Below are 23,241 nucleotides of genomic sequence, written 5' to 3'. Positions count from 1 at the left end.
TCCGATGATTTCGTTTACACGCCCTTGTAGAGGGCCGCGCCCTGCATCAGCACAATGACCTTGGCGCCAACTTCGATGCGTGAATGCAGGTCGGTAATGTCGTCGTTGCGCAAGCGGATGCATCCCGAGGATACGTCGAGCCCGATCGTCCACGGCTCCGGCGTGCCGTGGATGCGGTAGATCGTATCCTGGTCACCCTCGTAGAGATAAAGCGCGCGCGCGCCGAGAGGATTGTCCGGACCGCCCGGCATGCCGCCAGCCCATTTGCGCGCCTTCTCGTCGCGCGCGACCATTTCCGCCGGTGGCGTCCAGGTCGGCCATTCCGCCATGCGTCCGATGCGAACCCTGCCGGCCCAGCCGAAGCCGTCGCGTCCGACGCCGATGCCATACCGGATCGCCGTGCCGCCGGGCTGCACCAGATAAAGATAATGCTGGTTGCCGTCGATGATGATCGTGCCGGCTTTTTCAGCGGTGCGGAACTTGACGACCTGCATGCGGAAGGCCTCGGGAGGCTGCTTCTTGTTGCGGTTGTAATATTCGCGCGCCTTGCGGCTATCGTAATTGACCCATTTGCGGCTCTTGGGATCGTAGATCTGCGTCTTCGCCATCGCCTGCTGGGCCGGCATTGCCGGTGTGGGGAGGGCAAGCGCGGCCGTCGCCGCGAGCGTCATACGCAGGAACGTGCGGCGGGTGGCCATCGTGCTGTCCTTGCTCATGGCTTTGCCCACCCATTGACGCGTGATTTCCGATCTTCCACCCATTTGGTAGCATATTCGAGCGGTACCTGCCGTTCCACTTGAAGAGCGTAGCTCATCTGGCTCACCTCTTCCTCGGTGAAGTCGATTTTTTCCAGGAAGCTTGCAATGTCGGGATGCGCCTTGCCGAAGGCCGCTCCATAGGCGATGTGAAAGCGGGCGGCATCCCAGGCGACCGGCGCGTTCGATTTGGATATCCAGAGCGGATCGCCCGGATCGGCGATCTTCCATTTCGCCGCATCGAATGCAGGTTCGGTGATCCGGCTGATCTTGTGCAGCTTGAACAGATGATGCGGGCTGTAGCAATAAAACACCATTGGCTGGCCGGTCGCATTCGCCGCATCAACGGCCGCCATGGCGACGTCTTCCTCGGCCTCCACCAGCGTGACATCCTTCGCATAGCCGTAGCTGTTGGCCCGAACGCGCTCGATGCCGGTCGATAGCCACGCGGTGGCCCCGATCCAGATCTCGCCCTTGCCGTCGCCATCAGTGTCGAGCGCCCTGGATTTCTGCGGATTTTCAAGATCCTCGACAGACTTGATGCCGAGCTTTTCGGCGGCATCGGTCGCGCACAACCCCTGCCAGGCCGACACGGAGTGGCCGGTCAGCACGGCGACCTTCTTCTCCGTCACATAGCGCCGGATGATATCATCGTAATTGGGCCGCCAGACCTCGGGATGGATCGCAACGGTGCCCGCCTCGAGCCCCGCGAAGGAATTGAGCGCGCCCATTTCCTTGACCTCGGCATCGAGGTTGAACTCCGCCTTGATCGCGACCTTGATTATATTCGCCGTCGCCTGTCCCGATGGCCAATTCGGCATCGAGATGACGAGATCGGCGGCGGCGGCAACCGATGCCATGCCCGCCAGGATAAGCGTAGAGATCATGGATCTGTACAACATGTTACCTCGCTCCCTTCGGTTCACTGCTGATCGATATACATTGCTGCCGGTCACTACACTGGATTGAATGTCGTCTTGGTGACCATATGGTTCCTCGAAATGGTGGTGAGGTTTCATGTTCCTTCACCTCCCCCACCGGCTGCTTCAGCCTGCTTGCGCTGTTCGGCCAGTTTCAGCATTGCGGCCGCTGCCGCTTCGGGCTTGTCGTCACCGCCGACCTGCACCGTCGGCTGGGCGAAGTTGATGCCGTTCTCCGCGAAGGTCTTGCGGAGCATCGCATAGGCCCGGCGGCGAACCATGGCCTGGCTGCCGGGCTTGGTGCTGAAGGCGAAGCCGAGTTCGACGCCATATTCGTTGATCTGCTCGACACCCTTCATCTTCACCGTCTCTATGATGAGCGGTCCAAGCTCTTCGTCGGCGAGCAGTTCCGCGCCAACCACCTTCGTCAATTTCTTTGCCTTGGCGATATCGGCATCGAAGGTGACCCGCAGGCGGAACTTGTCGATCACCCAGTCGCGGCTCATGTTCTGCACGGCGCCGAGCTCACCGAAGGGCACGGTGAAGACTGGCCCGCGATGATGGCGGAGCCGCACCGACCTGAGGCTGAAGGATTCCACCGTTCCCATATAGCTGCCGCTCTGGATATATTCGCCGACCCGGAAGGCATCGTCCATCAGGTAGAAGACGCCCGATATCACGTCCTTGACCAGGGTTTGCGACCCGAAGCCGATCGCGACGCCGAAGATGCCGGCACCGGCGATCAGCGGCCCGATCTCGACCCCCATCTCCGACAGCACAGTGAGGATGGTCACCAGCAGGAGTATAGCGGCGAGCGCATTGCGGAAGATCGGCAGCAATGTCCTGATCCTGGCCCGACGCGCGGCTTCTTCCGGCGCCAGTGGTTCATCGCCGCTTACGGAGGCGAGCTTCTTCTCGATCAGCGCCTTGCACACGCGCCAGCCGAAATCGGCGGCAAGCAGCACCCCAACGCTTTTGAGAAGACCTGAAACGATCGTGTTGCTGACCGATCCGGCTGTCGGGTCATTCAGCGCATTGCTCCTCCAGACAAAGGCTAGCCAACCGATCGCGGCAGCGAGCACGATTGTCCTGACGCCATATACGATCAGCACTGATTTCAGACTGTTAGCCGGCCTGTCGGGCCAATGGGCGAGCGTGAAGGCACGGGCGAGATGCTCCATCGACCCGAGGACTTTAGGCAGGAAGAGCGCAAACAGGCCGATCCAGCACAGGAGATGGAAGCCCATCGCCCAGATCACCCAGATTGCGACCAGAAAGACCGTCTGCAGCACCTTTGTCCGGACGGATGAATCTTCCGTGGGCTGCTTCCATACGGCCTCGATGAAAATGGCAATCAGCGCCAAGGAGACGATGAAGGACAGCGCCTGAACCGCGTTGGGATTGATGCCCATTGGCACGGTGAGCATACCCGTTGCCTGAGCGAGGAGAAGCACGCCGAAGAACGCAAGCGTTCTGCGATACATCGCTGGCGAAAGACTGCCGGCAGCGACGAGGATGCGGCTCACGGCCAGGACGAATCGGAACAGGAGGGCCGCGATCAGATAGGATCGCAAAACGGCTCTCAGCAACGGCGGCCAGTCGGCGACGAAGAACAGGGCGACAGTAATGGCAGCAAAGGCTGCGGCCGCCACCAGTTCGCGGTTGATCATGGTTACTAGCGTGGCGTCCTCCCGGACGCGCACGAACCGGCGCAGGGCCCATTCGCCGGCGGCTGCGGCAAGCAGGATGAGGGACAGGTAGACGATCCCCGGCATCATGCCGCGCGAACGCGCCTCGGCTATCACGCGTGAGGAGGCCGCCGAATATTCGGACATGAGGATGGGAAATCCCGCCGCTGCGCTGCGAAACTTCACCCGCGCCCTGCTGTCCCAAACTTCCATGCCGTCAGGCTTCACAACGGCTGGTGCAGCCACCTTATCCGCCGGCTTCTGGCTTTCGACCCATTTACGGATATCGGGGTCATCCATCAGCTTCATCAGGGCCTGGAGCTTGTCGACCGGCGGAGCGGCGGGCGTCTGCGCTTTCGCCGGCAATGCCACGAACGCGCAGAACAGCACGAGCAGAAGATTGCGAATTAGAGGTACGAGCGACAAACCACGTGTCGCCATTCGAATGATCATCGTCCCTTGCTCCCCTGCAACATCAATTCGCCCTTAAAACCCCACCACACGCTGGACGAACCAAAAAGCCGACACTGTGCCGATCAAATAGGCAAGCCAGAAGCGCAGCCGCGATAGATCATGAACCATCAGCAGCCGGATGCAAGCCAAAGCTGCAAGCGCCAAGCCCACGAAGATCAATTGGCCGGCTTCGACGCCGAGATTGAAGGTGAGAAGCGCAAGTGGCACATCGGTCTGTGGCAGCCCGATGTCGCGAAGCGCGCCACCGAAGCCGAATCCATGCAGCAGGCCGAAGATGAAGCTGATCAGCCAGGGATAGCGGCTTGAAAGGTCCTGGCGGCCCCGGTTGCTGCGAATGATCTCGGAGGCAACGAACATGATGCTGAGGGCTATCAGCGCCTCGATCGGCGGCTGCGGCACCGCGGCGATGCCCATCGTCGCGAAGGCAAGCGTGATCGAATGCGCTATCGTGAAGGAGGTAATGGTCAGCAGCAGGGCGCGGGGCCGGCGGATCAGCAGCAACAGGGCGAACACGAAAAGCAGGTGGTCGAAGCCCAGCATGATGTGTTCCATGCCGAGCAGAAAGTAGGTACGGGCAGTGTCGATAGCGGTCGGAGCAGCAGCCACCACCATGTCTGGGAAATCGGGCGATATCCGGCTGGTCTGGTGGGTCCCGGCCAGATTGGTGATCCTTACGAGCGCATCGGTATAAGTCGAGGACAGACCGTCGATCGAGATGGTCCTGCCGGCGAGGCCGCCCTCGCAGATCGATTGCCAGCGCGTCACGTAAGCAGCCTCGACATAGCCGCCCGCCGGTTCGGTCACCGGCCTGCATCCATCGGGCATCTTCGCATAGAGCGCCATCTTCATCTCGCCGCGCGCTGGAACCTTCCAGGTTATGGCATAGCGCTCCGCCGCGACTTCATTGATCTCCAGATAGGCCGGCCGCAGTTCGTGCGCGGCCGCTGGCAGGGCCAGCAACAATGAAATGATTGTGAAGATGACCAACCGGATCATTTCACACCCGCTGTCTTGATGGGCGTGGCCGGCATGTTGGAAGGCAGGTTCACCCGCACCTCATAATTCTTCTTCATCTCCTCATAGCGCCGGTCGGCGATCTCGCGGCGCCTCGACGCTTCCCAATCGCCCTGCACGGCGGCGCGGACGGCATCGAGTGCGGGCGTCGAAGCGGCGACCCTTTTTGCAGGGCGAACCAGATGCACCCCGAACGTGGACCGCACAGGACCGGACCATTGATCCATTGGTGCCTGCATCACCGCCTTGGCGAAGGCATCGCCGAAGTTGGATGCGATCATGTCAGCGCCTGAAAGCGCCATCGTTGGCGGCAGGATCGTGGGATCGCTGATCAATGTGGTTTCGGCTGCCTTGGGATCAGCCTTGAGTTTTTCGAGTGCTTGCGCGGCGGCCAGTTCCCCTGCATCTCCTGACGCGTCGCTTCGGAAGAACAACTGCTCGAATTCCAGCATCGCTGCCGCCTTGTATGTCTCGGCATGAAGCTTGAAATACGCTTCGAGCTCACCTGCCTTGGGCGTCAGTTCCTCGCTGTCGGGCTCAAGCAGGAATTCCAGCTTCTGCTGCATGCGCCGGCGAAAGATGGTGTCATTCTCGTCGAGGCCCATCTTCTTGCCTTCGCGGTAGAAGACTTCCTCCTTCACATACCCATCGACCAGCCCCTTGAACTCCGCTTCCGTCGGCGGCCGTTGCCAGGTTCGGGAAAATGTCTGGAACATCTGGTCCAGTTGGCCTTGCCCCACCTCGATGACCTGCACATCCGCCGACGGCGGCGACGTGTCGAGTGCGGAGTAGGCGCCGAAGACAACGGCCCCCAGGATCAGGAATTGCGCCAGCGGTTCGCGGATGATTTTTCCAATCAGCGTCATGCCAATCCCCCCGATTGCGCGATCTCCATAACAAGCACCAATGCCGGCGACGCCAGGAATGGGAGCAGGATGGCCGCGGCGGACAATCTTGCCGCCACGGCTGGATCCATCGACGTCCTGCATGCCCGATCGATCATGATGGATTGTACCAGATCGGCGAGGTGATGGCACGTTCCTGCAGGGTCATCTTCGTGCCCGGCAATGGGGTCACTCCAAATCGGACGGCGTCGTATGCGGTCCAACGAGGGGTCGGTATTTCGATCACGCGGCCATAATAGAACGCCCGTTGGCTCGGGTCGAAATCCGGATCCTTCCAGACCGTGATAAGTTCGGGTGACCCAATCGAATTGGTCCAGGTGGCCGTCTTCAAATCGACGGTATCGCCGACAGGCGGAAGCTTTCCGGTGTTTGCATCCGGCTTTCGGTCTCCTGACCATGCAACGTCGTAGACCTTTTCCTGGGCGTTGCCGTCCTTGTCGAGCCAACCCTTGACGATCTGGTATCGGTCGAGATTTGCCCCGATCGGGTCCTTGAGCGCCGCGACGAGGAATGTCGGAACCTTGCCCTCTGGCGGATCGATAAGATCACCGCCCATAGGAACGCCCTTGGAATAGCCGATTTCCGCCGGCAGACGATTTTGGGCGTCCTTTGCCTCGAAATCCCAGCCGCCGAAGAAGCGGACCGTCATGCGTGGACCGCTCGTTGAATAGGTTTCTTTCCGCTGCATCGCATCCCACAGGGATGCGCGCGTATTTTCCTTGGCCCACACGGCGGCATAACCGGCGGCTGAAACCTCCCAATCCATGATTTTGACGCCGGTCTGCTTGTTGTCGACAAAGGTTGCCGAGATGCGCTCCGGGCTCGGCTCCTGCGGCGTGGTCTTGCCGAAGAAGTTTTCCTCTTCCATGGCGCTGAGACCGGTATGGGCGTCGCTGCTGCTGACCAGGCCGAATTTGTATGGATTGGTGCCAAACTCCTTTTCAAGCTTCAGGCCATTCTTCAACGCCGAACGGGCATATTCGAACTCCAGCATTTCCTTCGTCTTGGGAATGCTGCCGTCGAGGTTGCCCTTGTCCCAGATTTCGAAATCGGCGAACTCATCGTTCGGCGACAAGTAAGGATGGCTCTCCCCCGCCCCCTTGGTTTGCGATGTCTCGTAAAGGCGTTCCCACTTCGCCCGCGTTTCGACATATTCCTTGCTGATCTTCTTGCCGAATTCCTCGACCGTCGGGAACATCAAGCCGCTGCTCAGGTTGCCGTTGTGCGCGATGGCCAGCACCCTGCCGCCCGTCTTGGCCTCGTAAGCCGCCATCCACTTCCAGAGTTCCACGGGATTGTCGCTGCCATAGGGCGGATAGACCGTAAACGGCTCGACCTGGCTTGCCTTATCGCCATTGTCGCGAAAAATGACATTGCGGTGCAGGTTGTTGCCGTTGGTATTCGAGGTCCATTCGTACCCGATAAACGCCGTGAAGCGTTGCGGCTCGTTATAGGCCTCGGCCGCCGCGATCGTCACCTGCCAGGCGCCGCGATAAGCGGTCGTGCCGGGAAAATACATGATCTCCTTGGGAAATGTGCCGTGCGAGAACGCGACGATGATTTCAATCGCTGCCTGGGCACCGTTGCCGGACTTGAGCATGTCGTACCATTTCTTGCCGGTTGGATTGGCGAGAATTTCAGGCTTGCCAGCAAACAGATCCGGAAAGAAACCCATATTGTCGGAATGATCGGCGACGACCAGGAAATCCAGCGGCCGCGACAGTTTTACCGGTTCGCCCATTGAAGCGGTAATCTGCTCACCTCGCGCGAACCGATAGGCGTCCCGTGGGCCCAACTTTGCTCCAAAGGCTCCAGCATCCATCGAAAATGCGGTGTGCAAATGTGTGTCGCCGAAAAATGGGCGCGTGGGAAAATCCCGGTCAGCATAGGGGGAATAGGCGCGCTTCTTCGGGAAGACCCGCGCGGCTTTGTCCTTGTCGATGTCCCCTATATCGGTGCTTACCGATTCCTGACTTCGCGCGGTGTGGGAAAAGCCGGTTGCGAAAAAAAGAGCCATCACCGCCACGCCTGCCAACGCAAGACGCCTGTTGCGCATGTCTGTCGAATACCGCATGGTCGCTTCTCCCTGTTGTATCATGTTGAAGTTCAGAACTTCACGGTCATGCCGAGGATCGGCCCCTGCTGGACCGTGTCGAAGACAAAACCGTCATTGCGATAGTTCACGCCGAGCGCCCGGTAGCCCGCCACCGCCGAGATCGTGTCGTTGAACTGGTAGCCAATGTTGGCGGCGACATCCCAATCCACATTGGCGCCGCCGGTGCCGACCAGACCCCATCCGGAGATGAACCATTCTTCCGTCAGTGCATACTTGCCGCGAAAGCCGCCCATGCCATCGACCCAGGTCGCGCCGTCGCTCGTCGAGCGCCCGTCGAGGAAACCGCCATTGAGGGATATCGTCGTATCGACGGACCACACCCGTATGCCGGCGACCACATCGAGATGGCCCCGGTCGCCATCGAGCACCGCATAACCGACGCCGAGCAATCCGGTAACGGTTTCCGATTGCACGTCGACTTCCTTGGTCAGCAGGCCGAACGGCGTATCGGCATCGGCCGAGAGCTTGATATACATGAAGTCGCCGATGACGCTGAAGCGCTCATGGCGCAGTTCGGCCGCCCCCATGAAGGCGAAGTCGAGGTTCTGGAATATGTCGCTGAAGCTCGAATCGACCTTGATGGTCGGCAAGCCGAACTGCGAGACCTTGCCCGACAGGCCCGCACCCCAGAAATAGGGAGAGGCGGCGAAAGACCAGTCTTCCGTGCTGTCCTCCGGCGCCGTTTGCGGCATGACAAGCGGCGAAACATCCGCGGCAAGCGCGGTCGAGCCGAGCATCATGGCGATCGCCGCCGCCAAACCCAGTTTGTGATATTTAGTCATTGGGCAGTCCTTCTTGCTTTAGGCGCCTGTCGTCCCTGCAGGTGACGACCTTGGCTTACTTTGGAAACAGGAATGTGAGGCCGGCGCGGAAAGCGACGCCCTCCGGTCCGCCTTCCGGCGTCTCCGCCCAGTAGCGGGCGCCGGCAAACAGGCTGACCGGTTGGTCGCCGAATTTCACCAGCTTGGAAACCACGAGATTAACCGGCACCGACCATTGGTCGTTTTTCCAGTCATAGGTGCTTTCGGTGTTGAGCGAAAACGTCCAGGCCGTCGGGGTCGTGTAGGAAACGAAGGGCTGCAGGAAGGTCGAGCTGATGTCCGGCCGCGAATCGTCGCCCGCCACCGACCAGATGTGGTTGCCGAGGCCGCCGATCGTCCAGCCGCCCATCTGCTTCAGCACGACAGCCGTCGGGCCGATGCCGAATTTTTCCGAACCCAGCATCTCGTCGGTGGCAACCGGCAGCAGGAAGACCGGGCCAACGCCCCAGATGATGCCGCTCGGACCCGGATCGGACGGCGAGAAGAAGAAGCTCTGGGTGATGTCGCCCATGCCGAACTGCGTGCCAGACGGCCCGACGATGTCGTTCTGCTGGATCACAGGGACGATGGTGCGCGAAATGACGTTCCAGTCTTCGGTGAGGGAGATGGGAACGACGGGCTGGATGTTGAGGACCGCGCGATAGCCGTCATCCGGCCCATAACCCTGGTCGTAGTTGAACTGCAGCGGCACGCTGATCATCGCCGCCACCGGATTGCTCAGTTTCTTGGCCAGGTCGGTGTCGCCCTCCTGGGCAAGGGCCTGGCTGGCAAGGCCGGATGCCAGCGCCAGCATCGCAAGCCCGACCGAATGATTGGCGAAGGTATTTTTCATGGTCCCGCCTTCTGGCAATTTGCTCACATATGATCGTTCGAGGAATTGCCGGCAAAATCAACCGAAATGATACCACGTTCGACCGAAGCACACGCCGAAATAAAATCGATGTGGGCCGCCCATCTATCCACTGAATAGAAGGGCGCTCCCTCCGACAACATCTCCCCGAACTCGAAAATCCGTATCCTGCACCACGCATCGGCATGGTCGGGGGATGATTATTACGCCACCTTGATACCGGGTGGCTGCCATGTCCCTTCGCCCGCCGGCAGGATCGAAGGCGCTTCTGTTTTCGGCCAATACAGGCGCAGCACGAGATAGATTTTGTCATCCGGTGCAGGAAGCCAATTTGCTTCCTTATCCGCACCGGGGCTGTCCTTTTGAATGTATAGCGTCAGCGAGCCATCCTCGTTCTTGTTCATCGCCGGCAACATCGGAGAGTTGATGAGGTAGCGTTTGATCGGATTCTTGACCAGGAGTTGGCTCTTGCCGTCGTACATCGTAACCGACCAGAACGCATTCACCGGCGGCAACTGGCGGGGTGCGAAGGTGATGGTGTAGTTGTGCTTGCTGCCGTCGAGCGGCGCGCCGTTCGCGTCCGTTCGGGTGTAGGGGTACATCGCTTCTATGGCATCGTTGCCCAAGAGACCGCCCTTGGCGGCGCCTGCCCGCATCAGCCAATCGCCGTTGTAGAAAGCCTCGTCGCCAAAGAACGAGCCGACGTTCCAGCCGTTGATGTTTTTGTTTCCGCTGGCCAGCCATTTGTCGACCTTGTCGTCGCCCTGCTTCATGGCCACCAGGATTTCGGCTTTGTGTTCGAGCGACAGTTCCTTGAAATCGAAAGTCTTTCCGGGACCGATGCCAATGCTTGCGAGTTTCGCGCGTATCGCGCTGTCCTTTGGCGTCTCAGGAACAAATTGCAGGGCTGCGTCCAGATACTGGAAGAAGTTTTTCTTGATCCCGGCAGTGGTGGCAGGAAGGAAGTCGATCTTGGGCGCGGCAGCCGGGGCGGGTTGTTTGAGGAAGGCAGAAAGCGGCTGCGCCTTGTAACCGGCCTGAATTTTCTCGACGTTCGGCATGTCGTCGGGGTTGAAGAGTTGGGTGCGGATAAGCGCCAGCGAGAACGGCGTCGTCGATCGGAAGACCTTCTTGATTCCGGCGGGCTTCTCGCCCTTCCAATCCGGGCTGACCACTAGATAGTCGCCCAGCTCGGACCCCGTGGCGCGCGTGCCGATATAGCCATAATTGTAGGTGTTGCCGTCGACGAGTTGGACCGAGTAGTAGCGGTCCGTATCGACCGTCGGCACCGAGACGACCATCGGTTCAGCGCGCAAATCCAGCCAGAGGAACGAGTAAGGCGTGTCGCTGTTCGGGGTGATCACCGCTGTGTCGTCCGGGGTGGCGACATTGTGCATGTTGTTGATTTCGTTGAACGATGCCTTGAACTGCCCCGAGTTCCTGTCTACGGCGAACTCCTGCATGACCGCATAATTCATCACGAGCGGCAAGCCGTAGATGAAGCCTTCCTCGGCAATGTCCTTGGTCTCGATGATGCCAGGATGACTCTGCGCCATCAAGAGGCCTGGCCGCGCAATCGCGGCGCCGGCGGCGATCACCGCAGCGGATCGAAGTAGATCTCGCTTCGTCAACATTTAGCGTACTCCTTTGTTATTCGATGGATTAAACGCTTCGCGCTTCGGGACAGCTCAGCGGGAGATGAAGGCGGCAACGGTCAGGATCGCCTCGAGGTTATGATTGAGAGAAATAGGCTCGAGCGTCTGGCGGGTGCCGCGGATCAATCGATGTAGACCACCGCATACCGGCCGCCGTAGGACTGGTAATAGGTGCCGCCGCATCCCCACACCGCGTAGCCGCTGACGGTTGTCCGCGCGCACCCTCCGGGCAACGTGTTGACATAGATCGCCGAGCGGCGGATCACGCGTCTTGTGGTGCGCCGCGCCACGCCGACTGGCCTGACAACCGGGCCACGGACGACCGCGGTACGCCTGACGACGACACGGTTCGCCTCGGCCTGGGTGAAGATCAGGCCGGATGACGAAAATTGACTGCCGATCCAGCTGTCGGTTACAAGAACGGCCGCGATGACGGCTACGGCCGAGACATATTTGAGAATCTGTTGCTTCATGGTCATTTGCTTGTCTCCAGCACAATCTCGCCCGTCTCGTCGGCTTCGATGGATTCAAGGCGCTTGGCGTCCGCCGGCGGGGTGAATGAAAACAGCTTGGGATCGATCTTGTCGGTGGTCCAGCCGCTCAGCCGCAATGTGTATTGCGGCGCGCCGGTCACCCATTTCGTGGTAATCACATACTTGACCGGAAGCGGCTTGTCGGAATGGCTGATCCAGATCTGCCAATCGACGAGATCGGTGCGGAACGCCAGGTGGTCGCATTCGACGCCATCCACGAAACCGACGCCGACGACGCGTCCGGAGGTGACGCCTTCGGTCAGCACCGGATAGGGATCGGATGCCAGAAGATCCGCGCCGGTCGCATCGAGACCCGTCGCCGTCCGGAACTCACCGACAGCTTCGTCAATCGACGGACCGGGGCTGTCGAGCTGGCCGTAAACGTTCAGTGCCTTGCCGAAAAGGGTGATGGTCTTGCCGTCGAAGATGACTTCCATGTCGGCAAGCGGTCCCTGCCGGGTCATCAGGAAGCCTGACGACCGCGACAGCGAGATCATGCCCGTTGCGCTAAGTTGCAGCTTCTGGCCGTCGGCGTCGACGACCTCATGATCGGTGTCGTAATCGACACTGAACTCCTTGAGCGACTTCAGATGTTCCGTCATCGCTTTGAGGATAGCGTTCGCCTCGGGCTCGATCGCATCCTGGGCCTGAGCGGGCAATCCGAAAAACAAGCCGCCCGCGATTACGCATCCGGCACCGATCTTGCGCACCGTCGATATTCGATCTTTGGTGAATGTCTTCACGATGTCGTCCTCTCCATGTGGGCCGCGGGACGACCGGTTTCACCAGCGCCACGCGGCATAAATTGGATCAAGCTCAGGGTCCGATCTCAAACCGCTTGAGTGCCTGCTCGACCTCGCTGACCAGTTCCTGCACCAGCTCCTGCCATTCGCGCTCACGCGCCTGCTGGAGCGCCGCTACGCTTTCCGGTACGTTGGCCAGCGCAGCTTCCGCGTCGGCGAGTTCCTCGCAAAGCTCGCGAAAAGTTTCATTGGAGTGGAGCAGCCTTCGAATCGTGAACTCGGATCGCGGGAACCGTTTGGCCGCCGCCTGCAGAGCTTTGCCTTGCCCGATCCCCAGTTCGCTCTCTGTCGCCATCAGCCTCCCCAGTTCTGACGTAGGATTATCGGTCGAGCGGCGGCGACGCTACGTAAACCATGTAACTTACGTGGATTCCGCACATAGTTTCAAAGTGTTGGATGTCGGCCGCGATTGCATGACGTCGATGTATCGCTGCCGGGTCCTGGCTGTGCATTCACGTTGAGCAGTTGCTAAGATGCAATCATGAGATATACGATGGTAGCAGACTGGGATGCGGCTTCGGGGAAGTTGCGACCATCGCATCTGGCACGGGGGTGCTATGAGAGACGCTATCGCAATCGTGCCGGAAGCAATTGTAGGCGCCGATGAATGTCGGGCCCAGATGAGGAAGATTGTCTCCAGTCCCGACTTCGAGGCGACCGAGAGAGAGCACAGATTTCTCGCCTATATCGTGGAAGAGGCCCTGCAGGGACGCGGCGACAGGATCAAGGCCTATTCGATTGCGGTTGAGGTGTTCGGCCGCGAGGCTTCGTTCGATGCGCAGCACGACCCGATTGTTCGCATCGCCGCCGGCCACTTGCGTCGGGCAATCGAGCGGTATTATCTGACTGGCGGCAACGCAGACCGCGTTCGGATCAACATCCCGAAAGGGAGCTACGTCCCACAGTTCTCAAATATTGAATGCGTCACCGCAGTGCCGCCCGCCGTAGCGCCATCAGGCCCGGATCACCTGACGGCAGCGCCTTCAGAGAGTGGATCACCAAGTTTCTGGCGTGGACTGATTGGTGGCTTGAGTGTTGCCACCCTCATTGTATTTGCAGTCTGGTTCTTTCTTCCTTCACCACCCGTCCAACAAGCAAAATCCCCGGAGATTCCACGCATCCTTGTCACGCGCCTGGAAGATATGGCGAAAACCCGCTCCTCTTCATCGATCGCCAATGGTCTCACACAGGAAATCGTCGCACAGCTTTCCAAATCCAAGGAAATTGTCGTCCTCCAGGCGACGGAAGGCGGTGTTGTAACCGGTCCGCCGCCCCGTTTCGTCCTTGCGGGAAGCGTTGATATTGCAGGTGATGCCTTTCAACTCAGGATCCGGTTCGTAAACCAGGAAGACGGTTCCGTGCTCTGGGCGGATAGCTTTGGCGGCGCACTCAAGGCATCCGAACTGGTTCGCGCGCAGTCCCTCATCGCCAGCAGCGTCGCAACCACGCTCGTGCAGAGCTACGGCGTCATCTTCCAGGCCGATACGATGCGTAATATTGCCAATCCACCTGACGATTGGGCCGCCTATTCCTGCACGCTTTCCTATTATGCATACAGGACAAATGTCGAACGACATGTTTTGCCGCAGGTGAGGGAATGCCTGGAGAAGGCTGTCAGGCGGTATCCCGAATATGCAACGGCGTGGGCCCTGTTGGCTCAGACATATCTCGAGGATATCAGGTTCCGCGTGCCATATGACGCAGCCGTTTCTCCACAGGATCTTCAGCATGCGCTGGATACTGCGAGGCACGCGGTGCGGCTTGACCCATACAATACGCGCGGCCTACAAGCCGAGATGTTCGCCCTGTTCTTCTCCAAGCAATACGAGGCAGGCAAGGTGGTCGGTGAAAAGGCAATCAAACTCAATCCCAACGACACCGAGCTTATGGGAGAATATGGATACAGGCTTGCTGTCTCGGGAGACTGGGCGAAGGGCTGTCCATTGATCGCGGAGGCCAGACTCCGCAACCCCGGCATGTTCAGCTACTACGAGAGCGGGCTCGCATTATGCTCCTATTTTGGCAACGATCTCGAAGAAGCCGTCATGTGGATCGGCAAGACAACCGCACCCAGCAACCCGATATATCACGCGATTGCGGCTGCCATCTATGGCGAAGCCGGGCTCAAGCGTGAGGCGGAAAAGGAGGTCTCGTGGCTGTGCGAGAACCATCCGGCCTTGCTGAAGAATATTCGTCAGGAAGTGACGACACGCCTGGGGCGAGCGCAGGATATCGATCGCTTCATCTCTTCACTCGGCAAGGCTGATGCCGTGTTCACACCGGGTAGAAATCCTTGCTCAGGCGTGGAGGCCGTCAAGAATAACCCCTGAATTGGCCCGGTGGCACCGAGGGCAATTCAGCCGATGGACTCGTCGGTACCCGTTTTCCCGGATGAGGTGCGCAGCTTCCTACCTGATTTGTCATCGGCTATTTGTCGCATCATGCTGCGGGCGGCACTGATCATTTCGTACATGAAAGCTACAAAAGCGCCCATCAGCAATATGACTGAAAGGCTGAAGAGCCAGATCAGCATCGCTTCTCGAAAATCTTCACGGATTGCACCCGCCATGAGTCCCAGCGTGGAAAGGCAAGTGAAAATCGCGGACGCCCCAGCCAGAATCGCGGAAGTTTCGAGCGCAAGCGTCCTTCGACGTAGGTAAGCCAATTGCCTGGACCTGGCGGACGAAGCCTTCTCGCCAGAAATGACAATATCCGCGACGTCGTTCGCACGGTCGGAAATTCGAGCAAGTCGCGTGCTTACGACATTGAGCATGCCTGCAGTACCGGCAAGAAGAAAGACCGGCGTCAGCGCGGTCTCAAGTACGTTGACGACCGAGGGTGCAATAGCTGATGAATCGCCGTACATCTGACATCCCGTTACGTGTTGTGAGTGACGAGCTGCCCACTCCCGAGCATCAGCTTCCGAGAGTGTATTCAGGGTCGCAACCGTCTTTTTGCTGTCGTTCGCAGGCGTTCTAGAGCGTTTCATTGTTAAATGGAAGCAGTTCTGCCGGAGCAGGTTTTCGTCAGGAAAGGCGGCGGGCGAGCGTCGTACCCTTAGGTACGGCCGAGACCGACGCCGCAGGGAATGGCGGAAAGATGCCCGGCCCTTCGGGTTGGCTGAAACGGGCCGCCTGATCGATCGGCCGGCTTGGCCGTAGATCGTGGCTACGACGCGCGCCGGCCGGTCGACCATCCGACTCCGTTTAAGCCAACAGAACTGATTCCATTTAACAATGAAGCGCTCTAGCACAGGTTATCCGACTTGCTAAATCTTCTTCAGTGACTTCGCCCGATCACGGACAGCGCGTTCCGGCGGCCGGAACGCGGTTCGCCCTGATCAGTCCAGCCCGGCCGAGGCCAGCGGTTGCAGGGCCTCGGCAACGCTGACGCGACGATAGGATTCGGTCGCGACACCCCGTCCGGCCTTCGATTTCGATATCGAACATGCCGGCCTGAATCTTGTGCAAACTTTATCGCTGCCCGCGGCGCACCAGATCCCGGATCGCGGCGACCGCTATCCGATATCCCTCCGCGCCGAGCCCGGCCATCACTGCCGTCGCCGTCATCGAGACCAGGGACTTGTGATAGATCGCCTCTCGGCGGTGGACGTTGGAAATGTGGAACTCGATGATCGGGCCGCCAAACATCTTGAGCGCATCGAGGATGGCGATCGAGGTGAAGGTCCAGCCGGCGGGGTTGATGATGATCGCCGCGCCCTCGTCGATCGCCTCGTGGATCCACTCGATCATCCGCTCTTCGCTGTTGGTCTGGCGGAACTCCACCGGCCAGTCACCGGCCGCCTCGCGGCAGAATGCCTCGACTTCGGCGAGCGTGGTCTTGCCGTAGATTTCAGGTTCTCGCTTGCCCAACCGATTGAGGTTGGGGCCGTTGAGGACGTAGAGCGGCTTGAGGTCAGCAGTCATCGGCATTATCCCTGATAGCCCAGCAGGCGGGGCAGGAAGAGGACGGTCTCGGGCACGAAGGTGATGATCACGAGACACACCACCATCCAGAAGATGAAGGGTGCCGCATCGCGGATGATGTCCTTCACCGGTGCGCCCGATATGTTGGTCATGATGAAGAGCAACAGGCCATATGGCGGCGTGACCAGCCCGAGCATGATGTTGACCACCACGACGACGCCGAAATGCACCATGTCGATGCCGAGCGCCTGTGCGGTCGGAATGAAAACCGGCACGATGATGAGCAGGATGGCGGTGCCTTCGAGGATGCAGCCGAGGATCAGCAGGATGACGTTGACAAGGATCAGGAACGTTGTCGGCGTCATCTCCCAGCCGGTCAGCAGCACGCGAATGCTGTCCGGGATGTTCTCGACCGTCACCACGTAGTTGAACACCAGCGATCCGGCGATCAGCATGCCGATCGAAGCGGATGTCTTGGCGCTGACGAGCAATGAGCCGTAGAAATCCGCAAAACTGATCGATCGGTAGAGCACGACCGAAATCACCAGCGCATAGGCGGCGGCGAGCGCGGCGGCCTCCGTCGGCGTGGTGATGCCGCTATAGATGCAGCCGAGCAGCAGCACGGGCATCATCAGCGATGGGAACGCCCGCCAGGTGATCAGTGGAATTTGCCTGAGCGGCACCGGATCCTCGACCGGGAAATTCTTGCGGCGGGCGGTGATCGCCACCTGCATCATCTGCAGGCCGGCCATCAGCAGACCGGGTATCATGCCGCCGAGAAACAGGTAGCCGATCGACGCATCGGAAACGAGCGCATAGAGCACCATCGGGATCGATGGCGGAATGATCGGGCCGATGACCGATGTCACCGCCGTCAGCGCCGCGGCGAAACTCGGGGTGTAGCGGTTGTCGCGCGTCATCATGCTCTGCATCATCCGGCCCGAACCTGCGGCATCGGCAATGGCCGAGCCGGACATGCCCGCGAAGATGATGCTCTGGACCACGTTGACCTGCGCCAGCCCGCCACGGAACCGGCCGACCAGCACATTGCAGAAGGTGAGAAGCCGCTCGGTCATCGAGCCGATATTCATGAACTCGGCGGCCAGGATGAAGAGAGGCACGGCGAGAATGATGTAGTTGGTGTACATGCCGTTGAGCAGCTGCTCGGCTACCGTTCCCATGTCCGCGCCGGTCATGAACAGGTAGAGGATCGATCCGCAGATCATCGAGAGGCCGATCGGCATTCCGATCAATGCCAGGAATGTCATCAGGACGATGGCGATGGAGAAGGGACTCGCGAGATTCATACGCCGGAGCCCGCCTTGGTGGGATCATAGGCTTCGGGCGCCTTGCCGCGGATCGCCTGGATGCCAAGCCAGATGTAGCGGACGATCATTGCCAGCACGAAGACGACGTAGATCGCATAGAGATAATCGAAGCGGATCTTGAGATAAGCCGTCTTCTCGACCTTCATGAACATGATGTAATCCACGACCGCCGGCAGCGAGAGCGCAAACAACGAAATCAGCGCCACCGCCATGAGGACGACCATCACCCGCCGTGCCCTGTCGCTGGCGCCGGCCCAGAACAGGTCGAAGCGAATTTCCTCGCTTTCGCGCACCACGAAGGCGGCGCCGAACAGCACGATCCAGATCCACAGCGCGACACTGATCTCATTGGTCCAGCCGATCGGCCACTTGAGCACATAGCGGAAGACGATCTGCAGCATGAAGGCCGCGAACATCAGCAGGAGAAGCATGGCGAGAACATTCTCCGCCCGCCGCCGCAGCCACGCGCCTTGGGCCGCGTATTTCGTAAGCCAGTTCATAAAGATCGTCCCGTTCCAGATTTGCGAATGCGGCATCCGCCGATGCCGCATTCGCGTCGAGCAGGTCAAGCAATTCCAGGAAAAGTGTATCGCGGTTTTCCGACCGGAATTGCGCAATACAAGAAGCTAGAGTGCTTCGACCTTCTCGATGATACCGGGCGCCCAGGATTTGGACAGTTCGGAGCCGGCATATTTTTCGCGCGCAAATGTCCGGAAGGCAGCGACATCGGGTTCGTAGATGTTGAGGCCAGCCTTCTTGAACTCTTCGATCAGCGTGCCTTCCTGCTTGATATGCTCGCCCTGGCTCCAGGTCATCGCCTTGTCGGCGGCGGCCTGGAATGCGGTCTGCTGTTCCGGGCTCATTTCGCCCCAGACCTTGCTGGATACCGTGAGCAGGTCGTAGCCGATCAGGTGCGAGGTGAGCACGATCTGCGACATGACCTCGTAGAACTTCATGTTCTTGACGTTGGGCAGCGGATTGTCCTGCCCGTCGATCGCGCCGGTCTGCAGGCCGGTATAGACCTCGGCATAGGCCATGGCCGTCGGGTTGGCGCCGAGAGCGGTGCCGAGGAACTGCCAGGCGTCACCACCCGGCATGCGCAGCTTGATGCCCGCCATGTCGGCCGGCGTGGTGATCTTCTTGTCGGGCTTGAGACCCACCTGGCGCGAACCGAAATAGGTCGGGCCGAGAATGCGGACGGAGAGCTGGTCCTCGACCATCTTCTTGTATTCGGCGCCGAGGTCGCTGGCGAAGAATTTCTGCACATGGGCGGCATCGCGGAAGAGATAGGCCGAACTCAGCACCGACCATTCCGGGATCTGCTTGGCGAAATCCTGCGGCGCGATATTGCCCATCTGCAGATTGCCGCGCTGAAGTGCGACAAGCTCCGTGCCCTGCTTGAAGAGGTTGCCGCCGTAATAGGGCTCGAGCTTGAACGCGCCCTCGATCTCCTTGGCGAACATCTTGGTCATCTCGGCGCGGATATCCTGTTCCGAGAAGACGGCCGAGAACTTGAGCACAGGCTTGTCCTGCGCGAATGCGGGCAGCGGCAAAACAGAGGCGGCGATGGCGCCTCCGACGAAATGACGACGGGTCAGGTCGATTGTCATGTTTCCTCCTCCTTGCACCATGGTTCATGGTGCCAAAATTATCGCTCCTCCGCGACTGAAAAATATTGTACGAAATAGTTCGTTTATGTCAACGGTGGTTCTGAGGAGCCCCTGTTGACACCTGCGACAGAAGGAGGATGGGATGAAAACCTCGATCGCGACCGTGACGATGAGCGGCGAACTGGACGCCAAGCTGCGCGCCATCGCGGAGGCGGGGTTCGACGGCGTGGAGATCTTCGAGAACGACCTGCTCGCCTCCGACAGCTCGCCGAGCGACGTCGGCCGGATGGTCCGGGATCACGGCCTGGAGATCACGCTCTTCCAGCCGTTCCGTGATTTCGAAGGCATGCCCGAACCACAGCGCGGGCGGACCTTTGATCGGGCCGAGCGCAAATTCGACGTGATGCAGGAGCTGGGAGCAGACCTCGTGCTCGTCTGCTCCAATGTCTCGCCGGTCTCGCTCGGCGGACTGGACCGGGCAGCAGCCGATTTCCATGAACTGGGCGAGCGGGCTGCAAAGCGTGGCTTGCGCGTCGGCTACGAGGCGCTTGCCTGGGGCCGGCACATCAGCGACCACCGGGATGCCTGGGAGATCGTCCGCCGCGCCGACCATCCGAATGTCGGCCTGATTCTCGACAGTTTCCACACGCTCGCCCGCAAGATCGAGGTCAATTCGATCAGATCGATCCCGAAGGAGAAGATCTTCATCGTCCAGTTGGCCGATGCGCCGCTGATCGACATGGACCTGCTCTATTGGAGCCGCCATTTCCGCAACATGCCCGGCGAGGGCGACCTTGACGTGACCGGGTTCACCCGCGCGGTCGCCGCCACCGGTTACGATGGCTACCTCTCGCTCGAAATCTTCAACGACCAGTTCCGCGGCGGTTCGACCCGCGCGATTGCTGGCGATGGCAGGCGCTCGCTGATCCATCTTGGCGACCAGGTCAAGCGCGCCGAACCGGACATAGCGCTGACCGTTCCTGACATGCCCGACCGAGTGGTGGTGAAAGGCGTCGCCTTCGTGGAATTCACCGCCGACATGTCGGAAAGCCCGGAACTCATCGAGATGCTCCACACGCTCGGGTTCCGCAGGTCTGGCCGGCACAAGTCGAAGAAGGTCGATCTCTACCAACAGGGCGAGATCAGGCTGGTGGTCAATAGCGAAGACAAGGGCTTTGCCAGTGCCGCCTTCCATCTTCACGGCACATCCGCCTATGCCTTCGGGCTGGAGGTCGAGAATGCGGCCGATGCCGTGGATCGCGCCGCCGCACTCGGCTCGGAGCGCTTCATGCAGCCGGTGCCGGAGGGGGAGACGACGATACCGGCGATCCATGGTCCCGGCGGTGGGATCTGCTATTTTCTCGATGCCAGCACGCCGCTCGCATCGGTCTGGACGCGGGAGTTCTCGGCTATCGAGGACGATGGCCCGGTCAAATCCGCCGGGCTCGAGCACATCGACCATATCGCGCAAACCGTGAGTTACGACGATCTGCTGACGACCGTCCTGTTCTACAATTCGCTGCTCGATGTCAGGAAGACGCCTGTTGTCGACATCATCGACCCCTCGGGCATCGTCCGCAGCCAGGTCGTCGAAAACGGCAATGGCTCGTTCCGCGTGACGCTCAACGGTGCGGAGAATCGCAAGACGCTGGCGGGCCACTTTCTCGCCGAAAGCTTCGGTTCCTCGATCCAGCACGTGGCCTTCTCGACGCCGGACATCTTTCGGACAGCGGAGAGCCTTGCCACCAACGGCTTCACGCCGCTTCACATCACCCGCAACTACTACGATGACGTCGAGGCCCGCTTCGGGCTGGAACCCGATTTCGCCGAGCGTCTGTGTGCCGCCAATATCCTCTACGATCGCGACGAGCATGGCGAATATTTCCAGCTCTACAGCCCGGTCTATGGTGAAGGCTTCTTCTTCGAGATCGTCGAGCGCCGGGGCTATCGCGGTTATGGCGCGCCGAACGCGATCTTCCGCATCGCGGCGCAAAAGCGCTATATCCGGCCGGAAGGCGTGCCGGCGGGTTGACTTGCCGATATCGGATATTTGGCTTACGCCCTGAAACGGAACGGATGGGAAAAGGTCCTGGAAATGCAGACTGCCGAAACACGCGTCGCGCGGAAGAACGATCCCGACGGCACGAAGGAGAACATCATCGCGGTGGCGACGGAAGAGTTCGTCAATTCGGGCTTCTCGGGCGCGCGTGTCGACCAGATCGCCGAGCGGACCAAGACCTCGAAGCGGATGATCTATTACTATTTCGGCAGCAAGGAAGGCCTCTATCTGGCCGTCCTCGAACGTGCCTACCAGAAGATCCGCTCGCTGGAGACGCGGCTCAAGCTCGAGGATCTCTCCCCCGAGGATGCGATGCGGACGCTTGTTGGTTCGACTTTCGACCACGACGATGCCAATCCCGATTTCATCCAGCTCGTCAGCATCGAGAACATCCATCGCGCTGAACACCTGAAGAATACCGATGTCCTGCAGCGGGCCAATTCCGGGATCATTGCGATCCTGTCTGCTATCCTCGAACGCGGCTATCATGACGGCGCTTTCCGGCGGCGCATCGATCCCGTGGACTTGCACCAGATGATCTCGGCGCTCTGCTTCTTCCGCGTCTCGAACCGTCACACATTCGGAGCCATCTTCAGCCGCGACCTGATGGAAGGCACGCTCAAGGCGCGGCACAGGCTGATCATTTCAGACATGGTCCTCTCCTACCTCAAGTCCGGCGGTTAGGCTGGCTCCTTGATCAGCTAATTGACATTACGAACCAGTTCGTACATTTTGAAAGCGTCGGTGGACATAGTGTTGCCGGCGCCATTCAAATGACTGGAACCGGGTGGAGCTTTGCAGTCATCTGCGAAAACAATGACGCGCGTGGTCCGCGCGGGCTTGATCGGGAGCGGCATCGGCCTGTCCCGCACGCCCGCGCTGCATATGGAGGAAGGCCGCCAGCACGGCATCGATTATCGCTATGACCTTATCGACCTCGACGTGCTCGGCGTCGGTCCTGAGGCGCTTGGCACCCTGATAGCCGGGGCGGAAGCACAAGGCGTCGCCGGCCTCAACATCACCCATCCCTGCAAGCAGGCGGCAATCGCCCATGTGGACGAGCTCTCCGACGATGCGGCCGTGCTGCAATCGATCAACACGATTACTTTCAAGAACGGCAAGCGTCAGGGGCATAACACAGATTGGTGGGGCTTTCAGGAGAGCTTCCGCCGAGGTCTGCCGGGTGCCGACCTGAGCCACGCTGTGCTCATCGGCGCCGGCGGCGCCGGGGTTGCGGTGGCGCATGCGCTGGCCCGCATGGGCACAGCCAAGGTTACTATATTCGACGTCGATCCGGCGCGTGTGTCGGCCGTGATGGACCGGTTGGCTCCTGTCCACCAGGATTGCGTTTTCGCAGCCGGCAAAGACCTCGATGCAGCCTTGGCGAACGCCAGCGGCGTTGTGCAGGCGACGCCGATCGGCATGGCCTCACACCCCGGAACGCCGTTCGATCCCGGTCTCCTGTCAGCGAGGCTCTGGGTCGCCGAGATCATCTATTTCCCGCTTGAAACGGAACTGCTTGCCGCCGCGGCTGCGCGCGGATGCCGCATTCTCAATGGCGGCGGCATGGCCGTGTTCCAGGCAGTCGGCGCATTCGAGCTCTTCACGAGTGTGGCACCGGACGCCGAACGCATGATCCGGCATTTCAGCGCGATGTAGTTCCGCCGACACAAGCTGACTCCGATTGCTCCGAAACAGGGCGCCGGGCGCGCCGTCAGTAAATCTCTCGTTAGTCGTGATGTCATATGCGGCATGCTTGGATGCAACGTATTGGCGCTTTTCTT

At 60.0% G+C, this 23,241-nt stretch carries 21 protein-coding genes; 4 read left to right on the top strand and 17 right to left on the bottom strand.

From position 1 onward, the window contains the following. Positions 1–14 precede the first annotated feature (14 nt). The 12 genes from IHQ71_RS27930 to IHQ71_RS27875 form a co-directional block, all read right to left on the bottom strand. The gene (locus IHQ71_RS27930) at positions 15–671 is read right to left on the bottom strand and encodes a L,D-transpeptidase (RefSeq protein ID WP_374990065.1); all 657 of its coding nucleotides are present in this window, start codon (positions 669–671) and stop codon (positions 15–17) included. Between the two features lie 41 nt (positions 672–712). After that, on the bottom strand, positions 713–1,657 hold the full coding sequence (locus IHQ71_RS27925) for a glycine betaine ABC transporter substrate-binding protein (protein ID WP_258159653.1): 945 nt from the start codon (positions 1,655–1,657) through the stop codon (positions 713–715). Between the two features lie 113 nt (positions 1,658–1,770). Continuing rightward, on the bottom strand, positions 1,771–3,816 hold the full coding sequence (locus IHQ71_RS27920; RefSeq protein ID WP_258159652.1) for a mechanosensitive ion channel family protein: 2,046 nt from the start codon (positions 3,814–3,816) through the stop codon (positions 1,771–1,773). Positions 3,817–3,849: 33 nt separating this feature from the next. After that, positions 3,850–4,833, bottom strand: a complete 984-nt coding sequence (locus IHQ71_RS27915; RefSeq protein WP_258159651.1) for a HupE/UreJ family protein — start codon at positions 4,831–4,833, stop codon at positions 3,850–3,852. After that, positions 4,830–5,717: a peptidylprolyl isomerase gene (locus IHQ71_RS27910; RefSeq protein ID WP_258159650.1), complete on the bottom strand. Its 888-nt coding sequence runs from the start codon at positions 5,715–5,717 to the stop codon at positions 4,830–4,832. The genes IHQ71_RS27915 and IHQ71_RS27910 overlap by 4 nt, the downstream gene beginning before the upstream one ends. Positions 5,718–5,850: 133 nt before the next feature. Then, entirely contained in the window at positions 5,851–7,773 is a 1,923-nt protein-coding gene (locus IHQ71_RS27905) for a DUF3604 domain-containing protein (protein ID WP_258162974.1), read from the bottom strand. 89 nt (positions 7,774–7,862) lie between these two features. Further along, positions 7,863–8,654: a hypothetical protein gene (locus IHQ71_RS27900; RefSeq protein WP_374989927.1), complete on the bottom strand. Its 792-nt coding sequence runs from the start codon at positions 8,652–8,654 to the stop codon at positions 7,863–7,865. A gap of 55 nt (positions 8,655–8,709) precedes the next feature. Further along, on the bottom strand, positions 8,710–9,486 hold the full coding sequence (locus IHQ71_RS27895) for a transporter (RefSeq protein WP_374990064.1): 777 nt from the start codon (positions 9,484–9,486) through the stop codon (positions 8,710–8,712). Between the two features lie 260 nt (positions 9,487–9,746). Further along, on the bottom strand, positions 9,747–11,177 hold the full coding sequence (locus IHQ71_RS27890; protein ID WP_258159648.1) for a DUF1254 domain-containing protein: 1,431 nt from the start codon (positions 11,175–11,177) through the stop codon (positions 9,747–9,749). Between the two features lie 143 nt (positions 11,178–11,320). After that, the gene (locus tag IHQ71_RS27885) at positions 11,321–11,677 is read right to left on the bottom strand and encodes a hypothetical protein (RefSeq protein ID WP_258159647.1); all 357 of its coding nucleotides are present in this window, start codon (positions 11,675–11,677) and stop codon (positions 11,321–11,323) included. Beyond that, positions 11,674–12,474 carry a DUF2092 domain-containing protein gene (locus IHQ71_RS27880; protein WP_258159646.1) on the bottom strand — a complete coding sequence of 267 codons (801 nt, stop codon included), beginning with the start codon at positions 12,472–12,474 and terminating at the stop codon, positions 11,674–11,676. The genes IHQ71_RS27885 and IHQ71_RS27880 overlap by 4 nt, the downstream gene beginning before the upstream one ends. Positions 12,475–12,547: 73 nt before the next feature. Beyond that, positions 12,548–12,829, bottom strand: a complete 282-nt coding sequence (locus tag IHQ71_RS27875) for a hypothetical protein (protein ID WP_258159645.1) — start codon at positions 12,827–12,829, stop codon at positions 12,548–12,550. A gap of 262 nt (positions 12,830–13,091) precedes the next feature. Between IHQ71_RS27875 and IHQ71_RS27870 the strand changes: the two genes are divergently transcribed. Then, positions 13,092–14,864 carry a hypothetical protein gene (locus IHQ71_RS27870; RefSeq protein WP_258159644.1) on the top strand — a complete coding sequence of 591 codons (1,773 nt, stop codon included), beginning with the start codon at positions 13,092–13,094 and terminating at the stop codon, positions 14,862–14,864. Positions 14,865–14,890: 26 nt separating this feature from the next. On the opposite strand, the gene IHQ71_RS27865 is transcribed toward IHQ71_RS27870, so the two are convergent. The 5 genes from IHQ71_RS27865 to dctP all read right to left on the bottom strand — a co-directional run bounded on the left by IHQ71_RS27865 (position 14,891) and on the right by dctP (position 19,398). Beyond that, positions 14,891–15,400: a DUF2721 domain-containing protein gene (locus tag IHQ71_RS27865; protein ID WP_258159643.1), complete on the bottom strand. Its 510-nt coding sequence runs from the start codon at positions 15,398–15,400 to the stop codon at positions 14,891–14,893. Positions 15,401–16,007: 607 nt separating this feature from the next. Next, positions 16,008–16,460, bottom strand: coding sequence for a type II 3-dehydroquinate dehydratase (locus IHQ71_RS27860; RefSeq protein ID WP_258159642.1), 453 nt, complete (start codon positions 16,458–16,460; stop codon positions 16,008–16,010). A 5-nt stretch (positions 16,461–16,465) separates the two neighbouring features. After that, positions 16,466–17,767: a TRAP transporter large permease gene (locus tag IHQ71_RS27855; protein WP_258159641.1), complete on the bottom strand. Its 1,302-nt coding sequence runs from the start codon at positions 17,765–17,767 to the stop codon at positions 16,466–16,468. Next, on the bottom strand, positions 17,764–18,288 hold the full coding sequence (locus tag IHQ71_RS27850) for a TRAP transporter small permease (protein WP_258159640.1): 525 nt from the start codon (positions 18,286–18,288) through the stop codon (positions 17,764–17,766). The genes IHQ71_RS27855 and IHQ71_RS27850 overlap by 4 nt, the downstream gene beginning before the upstream one ends. Before the next feature lie 126 nt (positions 18,289–18,414). Further along, the gene (dctP, locus tag IHQ71_RS27845) at positions 18,415–19,398 is read right to left on the bottom strand and encodes a TRAP transporter substrate-binding protein DctP (RefSeq protein WP_258159639.1); all 984 of its coding nucleotides are present in this window, start codon (positions 19,396–19,398) and stop codon (positions 18,415–18,417) included. A 142-nt stretch (positions 19,399–19,540) separates the two neighbouring features. On the opposite strand from dctP, the gene IHQ71_RS27840 reads away from it, so the two are divergent. The 3 genes from IHQ71_RS27840 to IHQ71_RS27830 all read left to right on the top strand — a co-directional run bounded on the left by IHQ71_RS27840 (position 19,541) and on the right by IHQ71_RS27830 (position 23,116). Beyond that, entirely contained in the window at positions 19,541–21,430 is a 1,890-nt protein-coding gene (locus IHQ71_RS27840) for a bifunctional sugar phosphate isomerase/epimerase/4-hydroxyphenylpyruvate dioxygenase family protein (RefSeq protein WP_258159638.1), read from the top strand. Positions 21,431–21,493: 63 nt separating this feature from the next. Continuing rightward, a complete protein-coding gene (locus IHQ71_RS27835; protein WP_258159637.1) occupies positions 21,494–22,141 on the top strand; it encodes a TetR/AcrR family transcriptional regulator in 648 nt (215 codons plus the stop codon). Positions 22,142–22,273: 132 nt separating this feature from the next. Beyond that, positions 22,274–23,116: a shikimate dehydrogenase gene (locus IHQ71_RS27830; protein ID WP_258159636.1), complete on the top strand. Its 843-nt coding sequence runs from the start codon at positions 22,274–22,276 to the stop codon at positions 23,114–23,116. Positions 23,117–23,241 lie beyond the last annotated feature (125 nt).

The sequence above is a fragment of the Rhizobium sp. TH2 genome (assembly GCF_024707525.1).
Taxonomy (GTDB): domain Bacteria; phylum Pseudomonadota; class Alphaproteobacteria; order Rhizobiales; family Rhizobiaceae; genus Rhizobium_E.
This window is presented reverse-complemented; position numbering and strand designations above follow the sequence as displayed.